Origin of the sequence: Tundrisphaera lichenicola (assembly GCF_051175385.1) — a bacterium.
Classification (GTDB): domain Bacteria; phylum Planctomycetota; class Planctomycetia; order Isosphaerales; family Isosphaeraceae; genus Tundrisphaera; species Tundrisphaera lichenicola.
On sequence record NZ_CP195106.1, the window covers coordinates 5634246 to 5652790 of the forward strand.

The window sequence follows — 18545 nt, forward strand, 5'->3', positions numbered from 1 at the left end:
TCGTCAATCCCGGGGGGCTCGTTGAGGTTCATTGCGAAGGACCTGCTCGCACCAGACGGCGACATCGAGCAGAACCGCGTCGGAGCACGGATGGACGAGTTGGATCGCCAGTGGCAGACCGGCCTTCGAAAGTCCGATCGGGAGGGTGACGGCCGGAAAATCGAGGTAGGTCCAACAAGAGTTGAAGATCGGATCACCTGTCGTCGAACGATCGGGAGCCTCCCCGATCGCGGCGGGCATCAAGAACGCGTCGATGTTTTCGGATATTCCGGAAAAATACGTGCCATTCGGCATGATCGAATCGTGCGACTTTATGTAGTCGGAGGCCAGGATCGGAATCCCTTCCCGGATCAATTCGGCGATCCGAGGTGGATAGTCCTGAGGTAGTTCGGCCAATCGTTCCCGATGCCCGACGGCTGCTTCCGCCGCCATGATGACCCGGTGAGACCGCCGGACATGGTCGAATTCCGGCGGCAGAGCGACCTCAACGACAACGGCCCCCGCAGCTTCAACGTGCATCGAGAAACCTTCAAGAGCCCGAGTCATCTCCTGGTCGGCAAGGCTCTCGAAAAGCCCCCTGAGCCGGCCGAATCGGAGCCCATGTCCATCTCGCCCCGCGGATCTACCTGGATCAGAAGGAGTTTCACCCCGATACGAGGCCGTTGCATCGTAAAGCCGTCGAAGCCCCTCGACCGATGATGCGATCGGACCGGGCGTATCGAGAGTCCTGGCGAACGGCACGATCCCCTGGGTGCTGATCTTCCATCGCGACGGCTTGAAGCCCGACACTCCACAAAACGCCGCGGGCCGGATGATCGATCCTCCGGTCTGGGTCCCGAATGCCCCCAGGCACATCCCGGTCGCGACGGCCGCGGCCGAACCGCTCGATGACCCACCCGGAGTTCTTTCGAAGTTCCAGGGATTGCGCGTCGGAGGCGGATCGATCCAGGCATAGGGCGTGGTAACGGTCTTTCCGAGGATGATCGCACCGGCAGATTTCAGTTTCTCGACGAGATCGGCGTCGGCCTCGGCCGGTCGACCTCCTCCCCAGAGCTTCACCCCTGCCGAAGTCGGCAGTCCCTTCACATCGATGATATCCTTGATCCCGATCGGAATACCGTACAGCGGCCCGACGTCCCCCCAATCGCTCCGCTCCTGGTCCAGCTCCCGGGCGCGATTCAAGGTTCCTTTCCGATCGACGACGACCCAGGCGTGAACCTTCGGTTCCCATTCGTCAATCCGGGCGAGGCATCCTTCGACGAGATCGACGTAGGACATCGCGCCCGACGCGATCAAGTTGGTTGCGTCCTCGATGGTCAGCCCAGGATTGGGGAATATTTTCATGACTTCGGCCCCCCGCCCGCCGGGGCCTCGGCCTTCTTCAATACTTGCTTCGAGACCCGAGAGAGTGCCTGCTTGGCGAACTCCTGGAGGAAATCGGCCCGGCTGTTCAGGTTAAATTGGCGGATCAGGGCGGCTCCCATCCCGCCGTCTCCCCAGGATTGACCGTGACGGAAGTAGTCGGCGAAGGCATGCCCCGAGACGTGGGCGAGGTAGGCCATCGAGACCGCCTGGACCGCACCACCGGCGGCGTACCCGACCAGACTCGACTTGAAAAGCCCGGCGATCAGCGAGGTCGATGCCTCCACCAGCCCGGTCTTCAGGAGCATCTGGATCATCTGCGAGCCGATCATCTTGACGTGCGCCGTGGTGAGTTCGACCCCGTAGACGGCGGCTAGTTCGGTGATCATCTGATACTGCACGGCCCCAGCGGCCATCAGGTCGAGCGCGGGGACCGGATTCGCGAAGACCGTCCCGGCCGTCAGCCACTGAAATTTGTCGATGACTGCCTGAGCCCGTTGGTCGCGTTCCTTCGAAAGTTGACCGCGTGCCTCTTCATTGATCAGATGCGCCCGGAGAAGAAGGTTGCCCGCTCGGAGCGTGTCCCCTTCACCATCAAGGACGGCGGCGATCCGCTCTCGGAGCGGTTCGACATCGGGCGGCTCGGCCTCCAGGACCGTGGAGATGGCCCCGTCGTCGCCTTGAATCCGTACGGGCATCGGTCGAGGGGAGGCCGAGACCGCCACCACGTCGAGCGGTGCCACCAGGCCGCTCAGCCGCTCCCGGAGCTTGGCCAGGATCGCGTCGCGGTCCTCGTCGATCAGGCGATCCTTCTTGTTCAGGACCACGATCGACCGCTTCCCTTGCCGGGCCAGCGCAACCATCGGCTCGTACTCCGAGCGGATCAGGTCGTGATCGACGACGAAGAGCAGCAAGTCGGCGCGGGCCGCCAGATCGCGAGCCTCGGCCTCGCGGACCGAACCCGCCTCGCCGATCTCGGAAAGCCCCGGTGTGTCGGTCAGGAGGACGGTCCCGTCGACGTCCTCCACCTTGATCGTAAACGCCTCCCCCCCCTTGGTCGTGCCGATGGTCGCCTCGGTCCGCCCCACGACTCGCCCCAGCAGCGCATTGATTAGCGAGGTCTTTCCCGCCGAGCCCGTGCCGAAGATGACGACGTGGAATCGCCGGACTTCACGATCGGTGCGGAGCGTGGCAATCTCGGACCGGAGCCGGGCCTGAGCCGTCGGGTCCTTGACCTGCGAGACGACCGCCTCAGCCTCGCGGGCCTGGACATCGGCCGCGGCCACGATGTCCTCGGGAGCCTGTGCGGGGGGACGTTCGTCGCGACCGAGCTTCCAGAGCAATCGGGCGGCGCCAATAGCCGTGGCCGACGCGGCCAGGCAGGTGATCGCGACGAAGCCGATCGCAAGCTGGGGTGACGTCCGGGCCAGACGGTCGTGCATATCGCCGACCGACGTAACCAGCCAGGCCGCCGTCCCCAGCGAAAGGGTCAGGCCAATCAGTGCAAGCCAGAGGCGTTGGGTTCTTGTCATTCCGAGGGCCAGGTGATTCTGAGGCTCCGGCTCGCGTCCTGTCATTCGGTCATTCGTCGAGAATCGACCTTCCTTGGGTCGATCCGGCCGGGTGTCCGCAATTCTACCCCGAGAGTACCGGCGGTATCAAAGACCGACTCGATCGCTCCTAAGCCATTCATGTCGGCCCGGCTCCCCCTTATACTGGTGGACCTGGCCCATCATCACTTCGCCATCCTCCAGCAAAGGTGCACCATGTCCCAGGAATTCGAGAACCCAGATCCCAACTCGCCCCTACCCACGCCGTCTGGCGAAGCAAAAAAATCGGGCCCGCGTCTCAAGATCCCCGTTCCTCCAGATCTCCCCCACGACGACCCCGAGCACGGCTCTCCTCATCGCCGGCTCTCGACGATGGTCGGTGTCAATTTTCTCCTGCTGTTGGTCCTGATCCTGATGCTCGGTTGGGTCATCCTCCGCCCGGAAGGACAACCAACCCAAGAAGTGGCGACCAACGCCCCATCGGATGAATCCAAGGCACTGACATCCGAGGTCGATCGACTCAAGGAGGAGATCGCCGGTCTGACCAAGCGACTCGGCGAGATGCCCGCGCCGGTCGATCCCACGCCTCAGATTAAATCGCTCGACGACAAGGTCGCCGAACTCGGCAAGGCTCTCGCCGAGACACCCGCCCAGTTGGAAGCCCTCAGCCAGAAGGTCGAAGCGGCGGCCAAGGCCGAGGGATTCGCCCCCGCCCCCAAGGTTGACGAGATCGACAAGAAAGTGGACGAACTGACCCAGGCCGTCGACTCGCTCAAGGCCGAGATGACCGCTCGACCAGCCCCGGCCGCCGAGACGACCCAAGCCCCGGACGCCAATCCCGAGGCCTCATCCCTGGTCCGAGCGATCGAACTCTTCCAGCAGGCGAAGTATGCCGAGGCGAAGGAAGAATTCGAAAAGCTCCAGTCGAGCAACCCCGAGGACGCCCGAGTCTGGTATTTCTCGGCACTGGCCAACGGACTGGCAACGCGGAACTGGCAGGGCGAGAGCGAGAGATTGGTCAAACTTGGCGTCGAGCGAGAGAAGGCCGGTACTCCCGATAAGGCCGAGATCGACCTCGCCTTCGGCGATCTGACCGTTAACAATGGCAAGGATTGGCTCGCCTATTACCGGAAACAAGCGTCTCGCTGAGAGTCGAACCCTCGGGTTGTCCGGCCCACTCTGAAACGGCTTGTGATTATTCCGCTGAATCGAATCGATCCCATCCCGGAGGGTAGATCCATGTCGGACGAGAACCGCCGAGAATTCCTGCGCCGAGGGGCACGGGCCGTCGGAGTTGGAGGAATCGGTTATGCGTTCCCGATGATCGTCAACCGTCGAGTGTTGGGTGGGCCGGACGTCGTCCCTCCCAGCGAACGAATCCGGGTCGGATTCATCGGCGTCGGTCGTCAAGGGACCGCGAACATCAAGGCGATCCAGAAGCAGAAAGCCGCCGACGTCGTCGCAGCGTCCGACGTCGATCAGAACCACCTGGCCGCAGCCCGTAAGGTCGCCGAATCCGGTGGCCGCCCCTGTACGGGCCACGCCGATTATCGAAAGCTCCTCGACGACCAGTCGATTGATGCGGTCCTGATCAGCACGCCCGACCACTGGCACGCTCTGACGACCATCGACACCTGCGCGGCAGGCAAGGACGTCTATTGCGAGAAGCCACTGGGGTTGACCATCGCCGAGGGTAAAGCGATGGTCGAAGCGGCCAGGAAGGCGAAACGAATCGTGCAGACGGGCAGCCAGCAACGCTCCGATGCGCGGTTCCGCCTGGCCTGCGAACTGGTCCGATCAGGTCGACTGGGTAAGATCAAGTCGGTCCGGACGAGCTTGCCAAAGGTCAACTTCGACGGGCCGGCGGTGGCCGATTCGACCCCCCCGCCCGAACTCGACTACCAGACCTGGCTCGGGCCGGCTCCCGAGCGGCCTTATAACGTCAAGCACGTCCACTACTTGTTCCGGTTCTTCTGGGACTACTCGGGCGGCCAGATGACCAACTTCGGTGCCCACCACCTCGATATCGCGCAGTGGGGACTGGGTCGCGACGAGAGCGGACCGGTCTCGATCGAAGGGTCCGCCCGCTACAACAAGGATGGTTGGTTCGAGGTGCCGGAGCAGAGCGAGATCGTTTACACCTACGATGACGGCATCAAGCTCTACTGCAACCAGGGGATGGGCTCCGGCCCCAGTGTCCTGTTCGAAGGTGAAAAAGGATCGATCTCTGTTTCTCGCGGCAAGATCGAGTCGAACCCTCCCGAGATCCTGAAAGAGCCTTTGAAAACGGGAGATGTCCATCTCTACGCGAGCGAGGACCACCACAAGAACTGGTTGGACTGCATCAAGTCCCGAGAGTTGCCGATCTGCGACGTCGCGATCGGTCACCGGTCGGCGACGGTCTGCCACCTGGGCAACATCGCCGCCAGGCTAGGACGGAAGCTGAACTGGGACCCGACGACCGAGACGATCGTCGGCGACACCGAGGCGGCCGACATGCTTTCGAGAACCTATCGAGCCCCGTGGCATCTCCCGGAATCCACGGCCCGCGTCGATTCGGCCCGCCGAGGCTGATCCGCCACGGCTTCCATTCAAAATGTAAAGAGCCGGAAGCGCCCGACAATCGGGAGCTTCCGGCTCGACTAAATCGGCTCGTCGTGACCGAACGGATTTACTTACCGGGCATGTGAAGCCAGTCCCGCGACCAGTAGTCGTTGTAGGTCAGGACGACCAGGATCCCGAACCAGACGAGGGTCGCGGCACCGATCAGCCACGTCAGCTTCTCGCTCTCGCGGAAGTGCATGAAGAACAGCACGATCAGCGCCGCCTTGACTACGGCGATCCCCAGGGCGGCGATCAGGTTCAATTCGCCAAGATTCATCTTGGCGGCGACCACGGTGAGCACCAGCAAGACCATCAAAGCCACGAAGACCTTGATATAAAGCGGCCGGTGTGTGTGGTGGGCGGAGCCGGTATGTGTGCTCATTTGTGGTTAAGGTCGATCAGGTAAAGGAGTGGGAAGAGGAAAACCCAGACCAGGTCGACGAAGTGCCAATAGAGGCCCAGCGATTCGACCGTAGTCGGGTCGACCATCCGACTCCGGTAGATCATCAACGCGAGGATCCCGATGGCCACGATCCCGATGACCATGTGCAGGGCGTGCAAGCCGGTCATGGCGAAGTAAATGACGAAGAACAACTCCACCTGACCCAGTTCGCCTGCCGAGAGCTTCTCGGCTAAATGATGGGGATGGAAATTGAGGCCCGGGATCAATTGCTCTTTAAAGTCGGTGTAGTACTCGAAGGCCTTGACCCCGAGGAAGATCGAGCCGAGAACCATTGTGATGATCAGGTTGCGGATCATCGCGCTCAGGTTTCCCAGCTTGGCATGATCGACCGCCAGGGCCATCGAGAGGCTGGAGCAGAGCAGGACTCCGGTGTTGAGGAATCCCGCCTCCATGATTAATGAATTCGAGCCTTCCGCGAACGGACCGTGGTATTTCCAGCGGAACAGGATGTACGCGAGGAACATCCCGCCGAAGAACATCACCTCAGTTGCGAGGAAGGTCCACATTCCGAGCTTGGTGGATTCGTCCTGCTGCTGCCGGTCGTCGAAGTGCGACAGCAGGACGGGCTCGGCGACGTGTGCCACGGCGTTAGACACTCGGACCCTCCTGAATTTCGTACTCGTAGGGCTCTTCGTTGACGATCGGGATTGATTCGAAGTTGTGAGTCGTCGGCGGCGAGGGGAGGGTCCACTCGAGCCCGGTGGCTCTCCAGGGATTGGAACCGGCGATCGGACCGAACTTCAGCGATAGGAGCAGATAGAACAAGGGGAGGAAGTAGCCGACCGCCAGGATCGACGCCCCTGCGGATGACAGGACGTTGAACACCTGGAATTCGGCCGGGTACTCGTGATATCGCCGGGGCATCCCCAGGTAGCCCAGGACAAACTGCGGGAAGAAGGTCAGGTTGAAGCCGACGAAGACCAGGAGGGCCGACAGCTTACCCCAAATCTCGGGATACATGCGCCCGGTGATCTTGGGCCACCAGAAGTGGATACCCCCCAGGTAGGCCATCACGGTCCCACCGACCATGATGTAATGGAAGTGGGCCACGACGAAATAAGTGTCGTGAACGTGGACGTCGATGGCCAGGGTCGATAGCATCAAGCCCGTCAATCCACCGATTACGAACAGTCCGATGTAGCCCAAGGCGTAAAGCATCGGCGTATCGGCCGAGATCGAGCCCTTGTAAAGGGTCGTGGTCCAGTTGAAGACCTTGATCCCGGACGGGATGGCGATCAAGAAGCTGATGACCGAGAACACGATCCCGGCGTACATCGACTGGCCACTCACGAACATGTGGTGGCCCCAGACGAGGAAACCCAGGATGGCGATCGCCATCATCGCCACCGCCATGAAGCGGTAACCGAAGATCTTCCGCCGCGAGAAGCAAGGCACGATCTCGTTGATCACCCCGAAGCCGGGGATGATCATGATGTAAACGGCCGGGTGCGAGTAGAACCAGAACAGGTGCTGGAAGAGGATCGGGTCGCCGCCGAGAGCGGGGTCGAAGATCCCGACTCGCATCACCCGCTCCAGGGCCAGCAGGACGATCGTGATCGCCAGGACCGGCGTGCCCAGCACCATGATGATGCTGGTCGCATACTCGGCCCAGACGAACAGTGGCATCCGGAACCAGGTCATCCCCGGCGCCCGCATCTTGTGGACGGTCACGATGAAGTTGAGGCCCGTCAGGATCGACGAGAAGCCCACGATGAAGACGCCCAGGGCCGTCAGGATGACGTTGCTGTTCGAGTACATCGAGCTATAAGGCGTGTAAAACGTCCAACCCGTATCAACCCCGCCCCAGAGGATCGCGGCGATCGTGAACAGGCCGCCCGTGATGTAGACGTACCAGCTGAGGAGGTTGAGCCTCGGGAAGGCGAGGTCGCGTGCCCCGATCATGATCGGCAGGAGGAAATTCCCCAGGACCGCCGGGATCGACGGGACCATGAAGAAGAAGACCATCACGATCCCGTGCAGGGTGAACATCCGATTATAAAGGTCGGACCTCATCAGGTCGCCTTCGGGCGTCAGCAACTCCAGCCTCATCAGGGTGGCCGCAGCCCCGCCGATGAAGAAGAAGAAGGTGATCGAGATCATGTAGAGGATCCCGATCCGCTTGTGGTCCGTCGTCAATAGCCACGACCTGACCGAATGCTCGGCGGTGAGATAGTTCTTCTCGGGGTAAGTCGTCGAGACTTGCTCCCCGGCGTGAGGCTCTTGCAGGACGCTCATCGAAGGCCCTCCTTCCGCCCGATCGACTTGAGATATTCCAGGATCTGGAGCAGCTCTTCCTCCTTGAGGACCTCTTTATAAGAGGGCATCACGGGATCGAAGCCGGCCACGACCTTCGACTTGGGCAGAAGTATGGAATCTCGCATATACATATCGTCGGCTTTGACGAACTCTACGTCTTTCCCATTGGCGGCCATGATCGGAACCTGTCCGTCATAGACTCCGTCGAGCTTGGGGGCGCGGAACTTGGAGTTCTCCCCGTGGCAGCCGGTGCAATGATACTTCTCGAACAGCCGGGCCCCGCTGGAGGCCATCGAAACGCCGGCATCGCTGCTCTTGCCACCGCTCCCGTCGGGGGCTCCCTTGAGCCACTCCTCATAAGCCGCCGGTTCCATCACGACGGCCCAGCCGCCCATCCGGGAATGCTCCGTCCCGCAATACTCGGCGCAGAAGAGGTGATACCGGCCGACCTTGGATGGCTCGAACCACTCCGAGGTCAATCGTCCGGGGAGGACATCCTGCTTGATCCGGAAGGCCGGGATGAAGAAGCTGTGGATCACGTCCTGCGAGGTCATGATCAGCCGGACAGGCCGCCCCAGCGGGAGGTGGATCTCGTTGATCTCGCTACGCCCCTGGGGATGCTGGACCTTCCACATCCACTGCTTACCGATCACGTAGATGGGGGAAGCACCCTTGGGCGGATTGAACATCTCGAAGAAGACCTGAGTACCGATCGCGAAGATGAACAGGACGATCACCAGCGGGATGCCGATCCAGGCCAATTCGAGCTTGAGGTTGCTGCTGAATGCGTGGGAGCGGTCGGCCTGAGACCCCTTGCGATAGCGGATCGCCAGGAACATCACCAGGAAACCGATCACGGCCGTGAGGACGACCGCGATGGCCAGCACGGTGAAGAAAACGAGATCGACCCGCCCCGCGAGGGTGGAGCCGCGCTCCGGGAAGAGAGGTAAGTCCCACATGGTTAAAGGGTCGCCGGTCCTGGAGGGTGTTCGGGGGTCGCGGCCCTGGTCGCCCGGGCCATCCGTCGATCGCGCCGAACCATCACAACAAAGAAGGTGCCGAGGGCCAGGGCGGTGGCAACCCCGAAGACACGGATCGTGTTCATGATCGCAAACGTATACTTGCCCGTCGTCGGGTCGTATTCGTAGCAATACAGGATCAGCTTGTTAATCGGGGAACCGATCTTGCTCTCGGTCGCCTGCGCGATCGCATACTTCAGCTCCCGGGCCGGATATTCGACGCCGAAGAAGTAGCGTGAGATCCGACCGGCGGGGGTCAACAGGACGAAACCGGCGGCGTGAGCGTACTTGCCGGTCCTCGGGCTGAACTCGTACTTGAACCCAATCGCCCGGGCCAGTTGCTGGATCGATTCCTGACTACCGACGAGGGCATTCCAGCCCGACTCGGAACCGGGCCGATTGTATCGCTTCAGGTAAATCCGACGTTGAGCATCGGCCTGTTCGGGAGATTCTTTGGGGTCGATGCTAACGCTCAGGATGTCGAAATCCTTGCCCACCGAGGCATCGAGCGGGCGGAGGCTCCGGGTCAGTTCGCCGAGGACCTGCGAGCAAAGCAATGGGCAATTCTTGTAGCCCATCACCAGGAAGACGGGACGTTTGCCGAAGTAGTCGGAGAGTTGAACGTCACGACCCTCGCCATCTTTGAACGGCAATGTCAACGGAATCTGGGTATCGAGATGCTGGTCGAAGGCCACGTCCTTCAAGACGCCCCCGGGCTGGGCCCGGGCGAGGGTCCCGAAGCCGACCACGACGCAAACGGCCGCGAGGAAGGCTCGGCCCGCCTTCGACGCCGAACCCCGCCGACGGCGGGGCCGATCGGATTGGAGGGGCCGGTGATCGATGCAAGGCATCATGGAATTCGTCATCCTTCCAGTCTCAGTAGGCCGACCGATAGGCCCGCGCCTTCTCCGAATAGTGATACTCCGGCTCGATTTTGAGCGGGGCATCGCGATGAGGAAGGCCCTTCTTGGCGACGATCTGGATCGCTTCGTCGATGGAGACGAGCAGCTTACCAGTCCGCTTGTCGCGAGTGGGCTGGGCCACCTTCAGGATCCGATCCTCTTCGCTATACATTCGGAGCATGTCGGCCGTGGTATCTCGCTGGAGCGGGGGCAACGGCGAGATCGGTTCCGAGGAGCCCGGATCGCTCAAGACGGCCATCGGCAGGACGCCGGTCTTGGTGTCCTGCTTCACGTATCCGACCATGATCCGGGACATGACGATCTGGAGGACGCCACCAAAAAGCATCAATCCGATCAGGAAGTAAAGCACCGGGCGAATCGCCACATCGCGAAGCTCGTGTCCGCGAGCATCGCTCTCGGGGTCCCGGGGCGGAGGTTCGTATTCCATGTCAGTGGCCTCCCGCTTGCTTGAGGGCGGGCAGAAGTTCGGGGTCGTGGGCAACCATCAGGGGCTGACCCTTGAGGAACCAGAGGAAAGTCGCCAGCCAGATCCCGCCGATCCCGATGGGGGCGGCCAGGTCGAGCAAATTCGGACGGAGCGGAGTCATTTCCACACCGAACGAGGGGACGATCAACCAGTAGGCATCGATCAGGTGGGCGAACAAGACCAGGGCGGCAATCTTCCAAAGCGCCGAGATATTCCGCTTGAGCGGCCGGGCCAGCAGGATCAGGAACGGCACGAGGAAATGGAACAGCATCAGGAACCGGCCGATATTCTCGTAACCGCCGTGGAGCCGTCGCACATACCAGGGGATTTCCTCGGTCAAGTTCCCGGCCCAGATGATCAGGAACTGCGAGAAGGAAATGTAGGCCCAGAGCATGACGAAGGCGAGGAGAAGGTTGCCCAGGTCATTAAAGGTCTCGGGCTTATCGAGCCCCTCGACCTCTCCCCGACCCGAGATGATAGCCGCGATGCAGATCATGAACGCCATGGTCGAGACGACCTGGCCGATCATGATCAGGACCCCGTAAATCGAAGAATACCACTCTGGTTGGAGTGACATCCCCCAATCGACGAAGGCGAACGTCGTGGTTAAGAAGTAGAGGACCAGGCCGGGAGCGCTGAAACTCTGAAGTCCGTAAGCCAGGTTAGTCGAGCCGGACTTATCCTGGCGACGCGACCCGATGACCAGCACCATGGCCAGGACGATCCAGATCGCGAAATAAATCGCGGTCCGAACCGTGAAGGTGATCGGGGAAAGCCACCATTTCTTGAAGCCGGAGGCATCGAACGCCTCGTACTTGACGGGCTCACGCAGCGTCCCGGATGCCCCGGCGGGAGCGGCCTTGAAGACCTTCACGGGGGCGCTCTCGAGGTGTTCGGGAGCGGCTTCCCCAGCCTCCGGATGGTTCACCCAGGGATAGATCTTATCCAGGTCGACCAGGACGGGGACGAAGAGGAGGAGCATCAGGGGAAGAGTCATGGCCCCGGCTTCCAGAGGGCGACGGAGCAGGAAGCCCCAGGCCCCTCCGAGTTGCCGATGGAGCATCAGCAGGGCCAGGGATCCGAGCGAGATCCCCATCCAGAAGACGAAGGAGTAGAGATAAGCCCGGTCGAATTGCTCGCGATTGAAGAACGCGCCGAGCAAGGTCAGGGCGACGCCAACGACGCCGACCACGAGGGCTCGAGATCGAAGTCGATCGACCAGTGGCAGGAGAGATCCGTTGGGGTTCATTTCGTGACCTCGGCCAGTCGCCGGCTCTCGTCGGGGTTAGTTGACCTGTCGGCCTCGGCCAGGGCTTTCTGCTGGGCCGGGGTGAGGTCTTCGGGACTGGCATCCTGACTGTACTGGAGCGTCCGGATATAGGCGGCGATGGCCCATCGATGCTTCACCGGGACGCGCGACCCGTACGAGTACATCGCACCGTAGCCATTGGTGATCACGTCGAAGAAGTGGCCGACCGGGATCTTCCGGAGATATTCCGCGTGGAACGAGGGAGGCGGGGAGAAGCCCCGACGGACTACCATCCCGCGACCGTCGCCGAGTCCCCCATGGCAAGGGGTGCAATATACCTGGTAACGCTCGCGGCCCAGTTCGATCAGGTCTCGGTCGACCGCCATCGGGAAGACTTCGGTATCTTTCCCCTCGGCGGTCTTGCCGAGGTAATAAACCGAGTCGAGATGGAGTTCATCGCGAGCCACGGTCCCCGCAACGGCAGGCCGCTGGGAAGTCCCATCGGAGAAGAACGTCGTAGGATCGTTCGCCTCATATTTGGGTTGATCGTACATATCCTTGCGGCACCCCGCCTGAAGGATCAGGCAGCAGGCCGCGAGCCAGCCCGCGAGCCGACGAGAGGTCGTCAGGCGAGGGGCGTCAGACTTGGTGTCATTCCCGATCCGCATCCGGAACCTTTCAGAACGGGACTTCGGAGATGGACGTCGGCTCCAGGCCTTCCAGGAACCGCGAGGTTTGGTCGTGATCGAACTTCGGATCGTCTGCCTGGATGCAGAGGAAAAAGCGATCCTGCGATGCCTTGGCGAATTCGGGGACGTTGAATAGCGGGTTGTACGGGCGGGGCAGGCCGTTCAAGAAGAGCATCCCGAAGACCGCCGTGGCCGCCGCGAAGAGGACGGTCAGTTCGAACGTGACCGGCATGAATGACGGCCAGGTATCGATCGTGTTCGGCTTGCCGGCGATGTTGATCGGGTAGTGGATGGTCGACCCGAACATCTGCATGCCAAACCCGTTGATCGCCCCGAAGACGCCCCCCCCGAAGATCAGCCAGGGGAGGATCGTCTTCGCGCCGATGGCCTCGGCGACGCCGTGGACCGGGAATGGAGAGTAGGCGTCGACCTTCTTGTAGCCCGCCTCCGAGACCTTCCTGGCCGCCTCGAGCAGGGCTTCCGGAGTCAGGAATTCCACGAGCAGGCCGTAAATCCCGACTTCTATCTCTTCATGAGCGTGAGTGGTCATGCTGGATGGCCCTCGAGGACGGGTGCGTGTTCTTCCTGGCCGGGGTGACCGCCCTTGACGTGGGCCAGTTCCTTCATCTCCGAGACGGCGATCGCCGGGAGGACCCGGACGAAGAGGAAGATCAGCGTAAAGAACAGGCCGATCGTCCCGAGATAGGTCGCCCAGTCCCAGACCGTTGGGTAATACATCCCCCAGGCACCGGGGACGAAGTCGCGGTGGAGGCTCATCACGACGATGACGAACCGCTCCAGCCACATCCCCACGTTCACGAACATGGCGACGATCCAGAGCCAGATCAGGTTCAGCCGGAAGGGGCGGACCCAGAGCGTCAGCGGGACCGCACAATTGCAGATCAGCAGAGCGAAGTAGAAGACCGCGTAAGGCCCGGCCAGCCGGTTGAGCATCAAGAATCCTTCATAGTTGCTTCCACTATAGAAGGCCATGAAGAATTCCATGAAATATCCGTAGGTGACCAGCATCCCGGTCGCGAGCATGACCTTGGCCATGTTGTCGATGTGACGCATCGTGATCAAGTCCTGGAAGCCGTAGAACTTCCGGAGCGGGATCATCAAGGTCAGCACCATCGCGAAGCCGGCGTAGATCGCCCCCGCCACGAAGTACGGCGGGAAGATCGTCGAGTGCCATCCGGGGATGATCCCGATGGTGAAGTCGAAGCTCACGATGGTGTGCACCGAGACCACCAGCGGAGTCGAGAGGCCCGCCAGAATGAGATAAGCCGTCTGGTAGCGCTTCCAGTGCCAGGCCGAGCCGGTCCAGCCCATCGCCCCTGCCCCGTAGATCATCCGCGCCAGCTTGTTCTTGGCCCGGTCGCGGAAGGTAGCCAGGTCGGGGATCAGGCCCACGAACCAGAAGAGAGCCGAGACGGCCGCGTAAGTCGAGACCGCGAACACATCCCAGACCAGCGGGCTCCGGAACTGGGGCCAGAGGGCCATCGTGTTCGGGTAAGGCCCCATCCAGTAGAAGCACCAGGGACGCCCCATGTGAAGCAGCGGGAACATCCCGGCGCAGGCCACCGCAAACAGTGTCATCGCCTCGGCGAACCGATTGATCGAGGTCCGCCAGTCCTGCTTCATGAGCAGTAGAATGGCCGAGATCAGGGTGCCGGCGTGGCCGATGCCGATCCACCAAACGAAGTTGATGATCGCGAAGCCCCACATGATGGGCCTCGTGATCCCCCAGACTCCCGTCCCGTAGAACAGCAGGTAGGCCACGGCGATGAACAAGACGTTGACGAGAGAGAATCCGATCGCCGCGCCGACCATCCATCCCTTGGTGTAGGGACGTTTCAGGACGGCGTCGGAAATCGTGTCATTGACCGTGGTGATGGTCTGGCCCGGACCGAGGACCGGGAACTCGCGATCCTCGACCGACACCTGATTCATGTCCTTCGGCGGCATCGGGTCAAGCCTCGAGGAGTTCGGGGTTGGGGTTGCGTACCTTGCCGAGGTACGTCGTCCGGGGCCGCGTGTTCAACTCGCCGAGCATCGCGTAGTCCCGCTCGCTGGACTTGATCTGAGAAACCTTGGAGGTCTTGTCGTTCAAGTCGCCGAAGTGGATCGCCCGCGCCGGGCAGGCCGACTGGCAGGCCGTGACCACCTCGCCATCCTTGATCTTCCGGCCCTCTTCCTTGGCATTGATCCGCGCCCCGCTGATCCGCTGGATGCAGTAGGTGCACTTCTCCATCACGCCGCGTGACCGGATGGTCACGTCGGGATTGTTCAGGAGCTTCAGGCTGGGGGTGACGAGGTCGGAATACTCGAGGAAGTTGAAGTGCCTAACCTTGTAAGGGCAGTTATTGCCGCAGTACCGGGTCCCGACGCAACGGTTGTAGACCATCACGTTGAGCCCTTCGGCATCGTGCACGGTCGCCGCGACGGGACAGACCAACTCGCACGGGGCGTTCTCGCAGTGCATGCAGGTCCGCGGCTGGAAATAGGCGTCGGGAGATTCGGGAGCACCGGCAAAGTAGTTGTCGATCTCCATCCACTGCATGCTCCGGCCGATCGCCACCTCCTCCTTGCCGATCACCGCGATATTGTTCTCGGCCTGGCAGGCGACGACGCAGGCGTTGCAGCCGGTGCACGAGTTCAGGTCGATCGCCATCCCCCAGCGATAGTGATCGTCGTACTCCGGTTCGTAGTTGCCGGCGAGGGATTCCTCGGAATGCTCCCGCTCCTCATTCACGAAGCCGGGATTCGCGAGGAAGTCGGAAAGGTTCGCCACCCGGACGTGATCGCGCCCTTCGAGCGATCGGGTCATCTGGGTGCTGACCAGTTTGTAGGAGGCGGAGGTCAGCGTGACCGAGGCCCCCGGCCCGCCCGATGGGGCATCCGAGGTCCGAATGACGTTGGCGTTGAAACCAGGCCCGGTCCCCACCCGACCGGCGCGTGTCCGGCCGTAGCCCAGGTGGACCACGACCGTGCCCTCGGCCTGGCCGGGGACGATCCAGATCGGGATTTCGAGAGTCCGCCCCTTGTACTTGATCCGAGCCATCCGCCCGTTGCTGCCGACCAGCTTCTCCGCCGGGGCGTCGGCGGCGAGTCCGAGGAGCTTCGCGGCGGTTCCCGTCCCGACCAGGGCCGCATTGTCCCAGGTCAGCTTGGTGATCGGCCGGGGTAGTTCCTGGAGCCAGCCATTGTTGGCATAGCGGCCATCCCGTACGTTCGGATCGGGGCGGAAGAGGACTTCGAGTTCCGATTCCTCCGAACTCGGCCTGGTCCCGAACGCCCCGATCTCCTGGACCTTGAGCGTTTTCGCGGCGGCGGCGGTTCCTTCGACCACTCCACGATTCAGGGCGGTCCGCCAATCAACGTCGAAGTTCGAGTCGGGCTTCGCCCGACCCCGCCAGTACTCCATCACCACCCGGAGGGGTGATTTGTCGTATTCGTTAATCAGGACCGCGAGGACCTCATGGGCCGTCTTTCCATCGTAGAGCGGCGCGATCAGGGGCTGGACGATCGAAGCGGTCCCATCGAAAGACCGAGCATCGCCCCATGATTCGAGGAAGTGGGCCGCGGGAATATGCCAATCGCAACGTTGAGAGGTCTCATCGTCATAGAGGCCGAGATGGCCCGAGAATGCGACCTTCTTCAGGGCCCCGGCGAAATCGAGATCGGCGGGGGAGGAGTAAGCCGGATTCCCGCCGAGAATCAGGAGGGTCTCGACCTTGCCGGCATTCATGTCCGCGACGAGCTCGCGGAGCGAGTCGGCATGGCTGACCGGGTCGACCTCGATCGGATCGATGAAGTGGACGGTCCCTTCGGACCCGATCGCACCGACCGCCTGGTTGATCGCCAGGCCCAATGCGTGAACATACGCTGGTTGCGACTCGCCGACGAGGACCAGGGCTTTCCCGGAGTGGGCCTTGAGATCACGCCCCACCGCCGCGGCGAACTTGGCCTGCGCCTCGGTCAGGCCATTCCCCTCGGGGGCACCTTCCACCCCGGCCGCCTTGGCGATCGCCAGGGCCAGCTCGACGATCAATCCGGGTCGGATCGGCAAGCGATGATCGGCCGAGGCACCGGTGTTGGTGAAGGCCCCTTCGGCGACGTAGAGCCGATTCATGGAGCCTTGCTTGGGCTCGCGCTTGGCCGCAAAGGCCCGCTCGTCCGAGGTCCGACCGGGGGCGCCGCAGGCCAGGAAGTCGGCGTCCAGCGAGAGGATCACGTCGGCTCGGTCGAAGTGATAGACCGGATCGGCGACCTCGCCGAAGGCCAGCTTCGACCCCGCATGGGCATTGTCGGCGTTGACCGACTCGTACCGATGCCATTTCGCCTCGGGGAAGGCGGCGAGGACCTGCTTGATCTGACCGGCCAGGCTCGGCGAGCCGACGGCTTCGGTCAGGATCCGCAAGCCCGCCCCTTTGGTACCCTTGAGCCGGGTCGTCTCGCGGCCGATCGCGCCCAGGAAGTCATCCCAGGTGCCGACCTGCCCCTCGTGGAGGACAACCTTGGATCGGTCGGGATCGTAGAGATTCAGTGTCTCGGCCTGGGCGAAGAGATCCGTCGACCCCAGGCTGGCGGGATGGTCGGGATTCCCCTCGATCTTGGTCGGGCGCCCCGAATGACTCTCGACGACGAGCCCGGTGCCCAGGCCACTCGAGGTCATCGAGGTGGCGAAAAACTGCGGGCGGCCCGGGACGACCTGCTCGGGCGACTTGGCCCAGGAGACGATCTTCTCGGGAGTCCGGATCGCGCAACCCGAGACCCCGGCCAGGGCCAGCGAGGCACCCATCACCTTCAGGAAGGTCCGGCGACTCTCGGGATTGGCCAGTTCGGTGGCGTTCTCGGGGAACTCGCGGTGGAGGAAATGCTGGAACCGTTCGGTCCCGGCCAGTTCCTCGAGGCTCCGCCAGTACTCCGCGCCGGACTTCGCCTTGGCGAGCTCGGCGCGGATTTCCACCAAGTCGTCGCCGGGATTTTCTCTTGGCGTTCTCATCGGTGGCAAATCGAGCAGTTATCGAGCCGCCCGACCTCAATTCCATAGTCTTTGACGAGTTTCGAACCCAGTTCCGCCCGGTCCTTGACGTGATGCTCGTCGAGGACCTCCTTGCTGGCCACCCAATCCATCAGGAACACCGACTCCTTGGGCCGAATGTTCGCGGCGGGGTTGCGGTGGCAGTCCAGGCACCACTCCATGGTCAGCGGCTTCTCCTTCCAGGCCAGCGGCATCTGATCGACCCGCCCGTGGCACTCGGTGCAACCCATCCCCTTCTGGACATGGATCCCATGGTTGAAGTAGACGAAGTCCGGGAGCTGATGCACCTTGTTCCACTGGATTGGCACTTGTTCCCGAAGGCTGGCCCGAACCGGCTCGAGCATCGGGGCGTTCTTCCAGATCTGAGAGTGGCAGCTCATGCAGGTATACGTCGGGGGCATCCCGGCGCTGGCCGAGACCTCGACCGAAGTATGACAGTAACGGCAGTCGATGCCCAGGCCCCGAGAATGATGCTCGTGGCTGAACTTGACCGGCTGCTCTCGGACGACTTTCACCAGGGTCTCGTTGGGCGACTTGTTCACGAGGTAGGCCAGGGCCGGGACGGCCCCTCCCACCATCACGGCCAAGACGATCGAGAGCCGCGAAATCGTGTTAATGCTCCGATGGAAGACCTGGGCCATCAGGGTCCTTATCCTTCCTACCCGCGACCGACGGCGGGAACATCCCCGCCCCTCTCGGCTCGATTCGAGTCTGACATGAACGTAGTCGGGCGGAGGTATCCGGGCGACCTCGAAAGGTCATGCCTCGTCGATGTGTCGGGCACAAGCGATGCGGAAAGCAAATCCGATGCCCGCCCCGAAATGCCCGACCCGACCATCGAACGGCTCATACCAATGGGGGTCGAGCCCTCCCGGCCGTTGGACAAGGCGAGAGCCTAACGCATGACCGACCGCGAC

Annotated in this window: 16 protein-coding genes; 2 read left to right on the plus strand and 14 right to left on the minus strand. The window is 62.2% G+C overall.

The genetic code is table 11. From position 1 onward, the window contains the following. Window positions 1-3: 3 nt before the first annotated feature. Both P12x_RS22085 and P12x_RS22090 read right to left on the minus strand, forming a co-directional pair. Entirely contained in the window at window positions 4-1344 is a 1341-nt protein-coding gene (locus P12x_RS22085) for an amidase (protein WP_435006997.1), read from the minus strand. Beyond that, window positions 1341-2894, minus strand: coding sequence for a YcjF family protein (locus P12x_RS22090; protein ID WP_435006998.1), 1554 nt, complete (start codon window positions 2892-2894; stop codon window positions 1341-1343). The genes P12x_RS22085 and P12x_RS22090 overlap by 4 nt, the downstream gene beginning before the upstream one ends. A 234-nt stretch (window positions 2895-3128) precedes the next feature. Here P12x_RS22090 and P12x_RS22095 point away from each other — a divergent pair, with 234 nt between their 5' ends. Together P12x_RS22095 and P12x_RS22100 are read left to right on the plus strand one after the other, a co-directional pair. Beyond that, window positions 3129-4061 (plus strand): hypothetical protein, encoded by a 933-nt coding sequence (locus tag P12x_RS22095; RefSeq protein ID WP_435007000.1) that lies wholly within the window; start codon window positions 3129-3131, stop codon window positions 4059-4061. A 90-nt stretch (window positions 4062-4151) separates the two neighbouring features. Further along, the gene (locus P12x_RS22100; RefSeq protein ID WP_435007002.1) at window positions 4152-5486 is read left to right on the plus strand and encodes a Gfo/Idh/MocA family protein; all 1335 of its coding nucleotides are present in this window, start codon (window positions 4152-4154) and stop codon (window positions 5484-5486) included. Between the two features lie 97 nt (window positions 5487-5583). Here P12x_RS22100 and P12x_RS22105 read toward each other — a convergent pair whose 3' ends face one another. The 12 genes from P12x_RS22105 to P12x_RS22160 are packed head-to-tail and all read right to left on the minus strand — an operon-like array spanning window position 5584 to window position 18269. Further along, window positions 5584-5898 (minus strand): cytochrome C oxidase subunit IV family protein, encoded by a 315-nt coding sequence (locus P12x_RS22105; protein ID WP_435007004.1) that lies wholly within the window; start codon window positions 5896-5898, stop codon window positions 5584-5586. Further along, window positions 5895-6575, minus strand: a complete 681-nt coding sequence (locus tag P12x_RS22110; protein ID WP_435007006.1) for a cytochrome c oxidase subunit 3 — start codon at window positions 6573-6575, stop codon at window positions 5895-5897. The genes P12x_RS22105 and P12x_RS22110 overlap by 4 nt, the downstream gene beginning before the upstream one ends. Beyond that, window positions 6568-8214, minus strand: a complete 1647-nt coding sequence (ctaD, locus tag P12x_RS22115; protein WP_435007007.1) for a cytochrome c oxidase subunit I — start codon at window positions 8212-8214, stop codon at window positions 6568-6570. Before ctaD ends, P12x_RS22110 begins: the two co-directional genes overlap by 8 nt. After that, window positions 8211-9194, minus strand: coding sequence for a cytochrome c oxidase subunit II (gene coxB / locus P12x_RS22120; RefSeq protein WP_435007008.1), 984 nt, complete (start codon window positions 9192-9194; stop codon window positions 8211-8213). The genes ctaD and coxB overlap by 4 nt, the downstream gene beginning before the upstream one ends. A gap of 2 nt (window positions 9195-9196) precedes the next feature. Next, window positions 9197-10108 (minus strand): SCO family protein, encoded by a 912-nt coding sequence (locus P12x_RS22125; protein WP_435007010.1) that lies wholly within the window; start codon window positions 10106-10108, stop codon window positions 9197-9199. A gap of 22 nt (window positions 10109-10130) precedes the next feature. Continuing rightward, window positions 10131-10604 (minus strand): hypothetical protein, encoded by a 474-nt coding sequence (locus P12x_RS22130; RefSeq protein WP_435007011.1) that lies wholly within the window; start codon window positions 10602-10604, stop codon window positions 10131-10133. A gap of 1 nt (window position 10605) precedes the next feature. Further along, on the minus strand, window positions 10606-11892 hold the full coding sequence (locus P12x_RS22135; RefSeq protein WP_435007013.1) for a hypothetical protein: 1287 nt from the start codon (window positions 11890-11892) through the stop codon (window positions 10606-10608). After that, on the minus strand, window positions 11889-12560 hold the full coding sequence (locus tag P12x_RS22140; RefSeq protein ID WP_435007014.1) for a c-type cytochrome: 672 nt from the start codon (window positions 12558-12560) through the stop codon (window positions 11889-11891). The genes P12x_RS22135 and P12x_RS22140 overlap by 4 nt, the downstream gene beginning before the upstream one ends. A gap of 10 nt (window positions 12561-12570) precedes the next feature. Further along, entirely contained in the window at window positions 12571-13131 is a 561-nt protein-coding gene (locus P12x_RS22145; RefSeq protein WP_435007016.1) for a DUF3341 domain-containing protein, read from the minus strand. Further along, a complete protein-coding gene (nrfD, locus tag P12x_RS22150) occupies window positions 13128-14549 on the minus strand; it encodes an NrfD/PsrC family molybdoenzyme membrane anchor subunit (RefSeq protein WP_435007017.1) in 1422 nt (473 codons plus the stop codon). The genes P12x_RS22145 and nrfD overlap by 4 nt, the downstream gene beginning before the upstream one ends. Before the next feature lie 4 nt (window positions 14550-14553). Further along, a complete protein-coding gene (locus P12x_RS22155; protein ID WP_435007019.1) occupies window positions 14554-17589 on the minus strand; it encodes a TAT-variant-translocated molybdopterin oxidoreductase in 3036 nt (1011 codons plus the stop codon). Further along, complete coding sequence (locus tag P12x_RS22160; protein WP_435007021.1) at window positions 17586-18269, minus strand: cytochrome c3 family protein; 684 nt, start codon at window positions 18267-18269, stop codon at window positions 17586-17588. The genes P12x_RS22155 and P12x_RS22160 overlap by 4 nt, the downstream gene beginning before the upstream one ends. Window positions 18270-18545 lie beyond the last annotated feature (276 nt).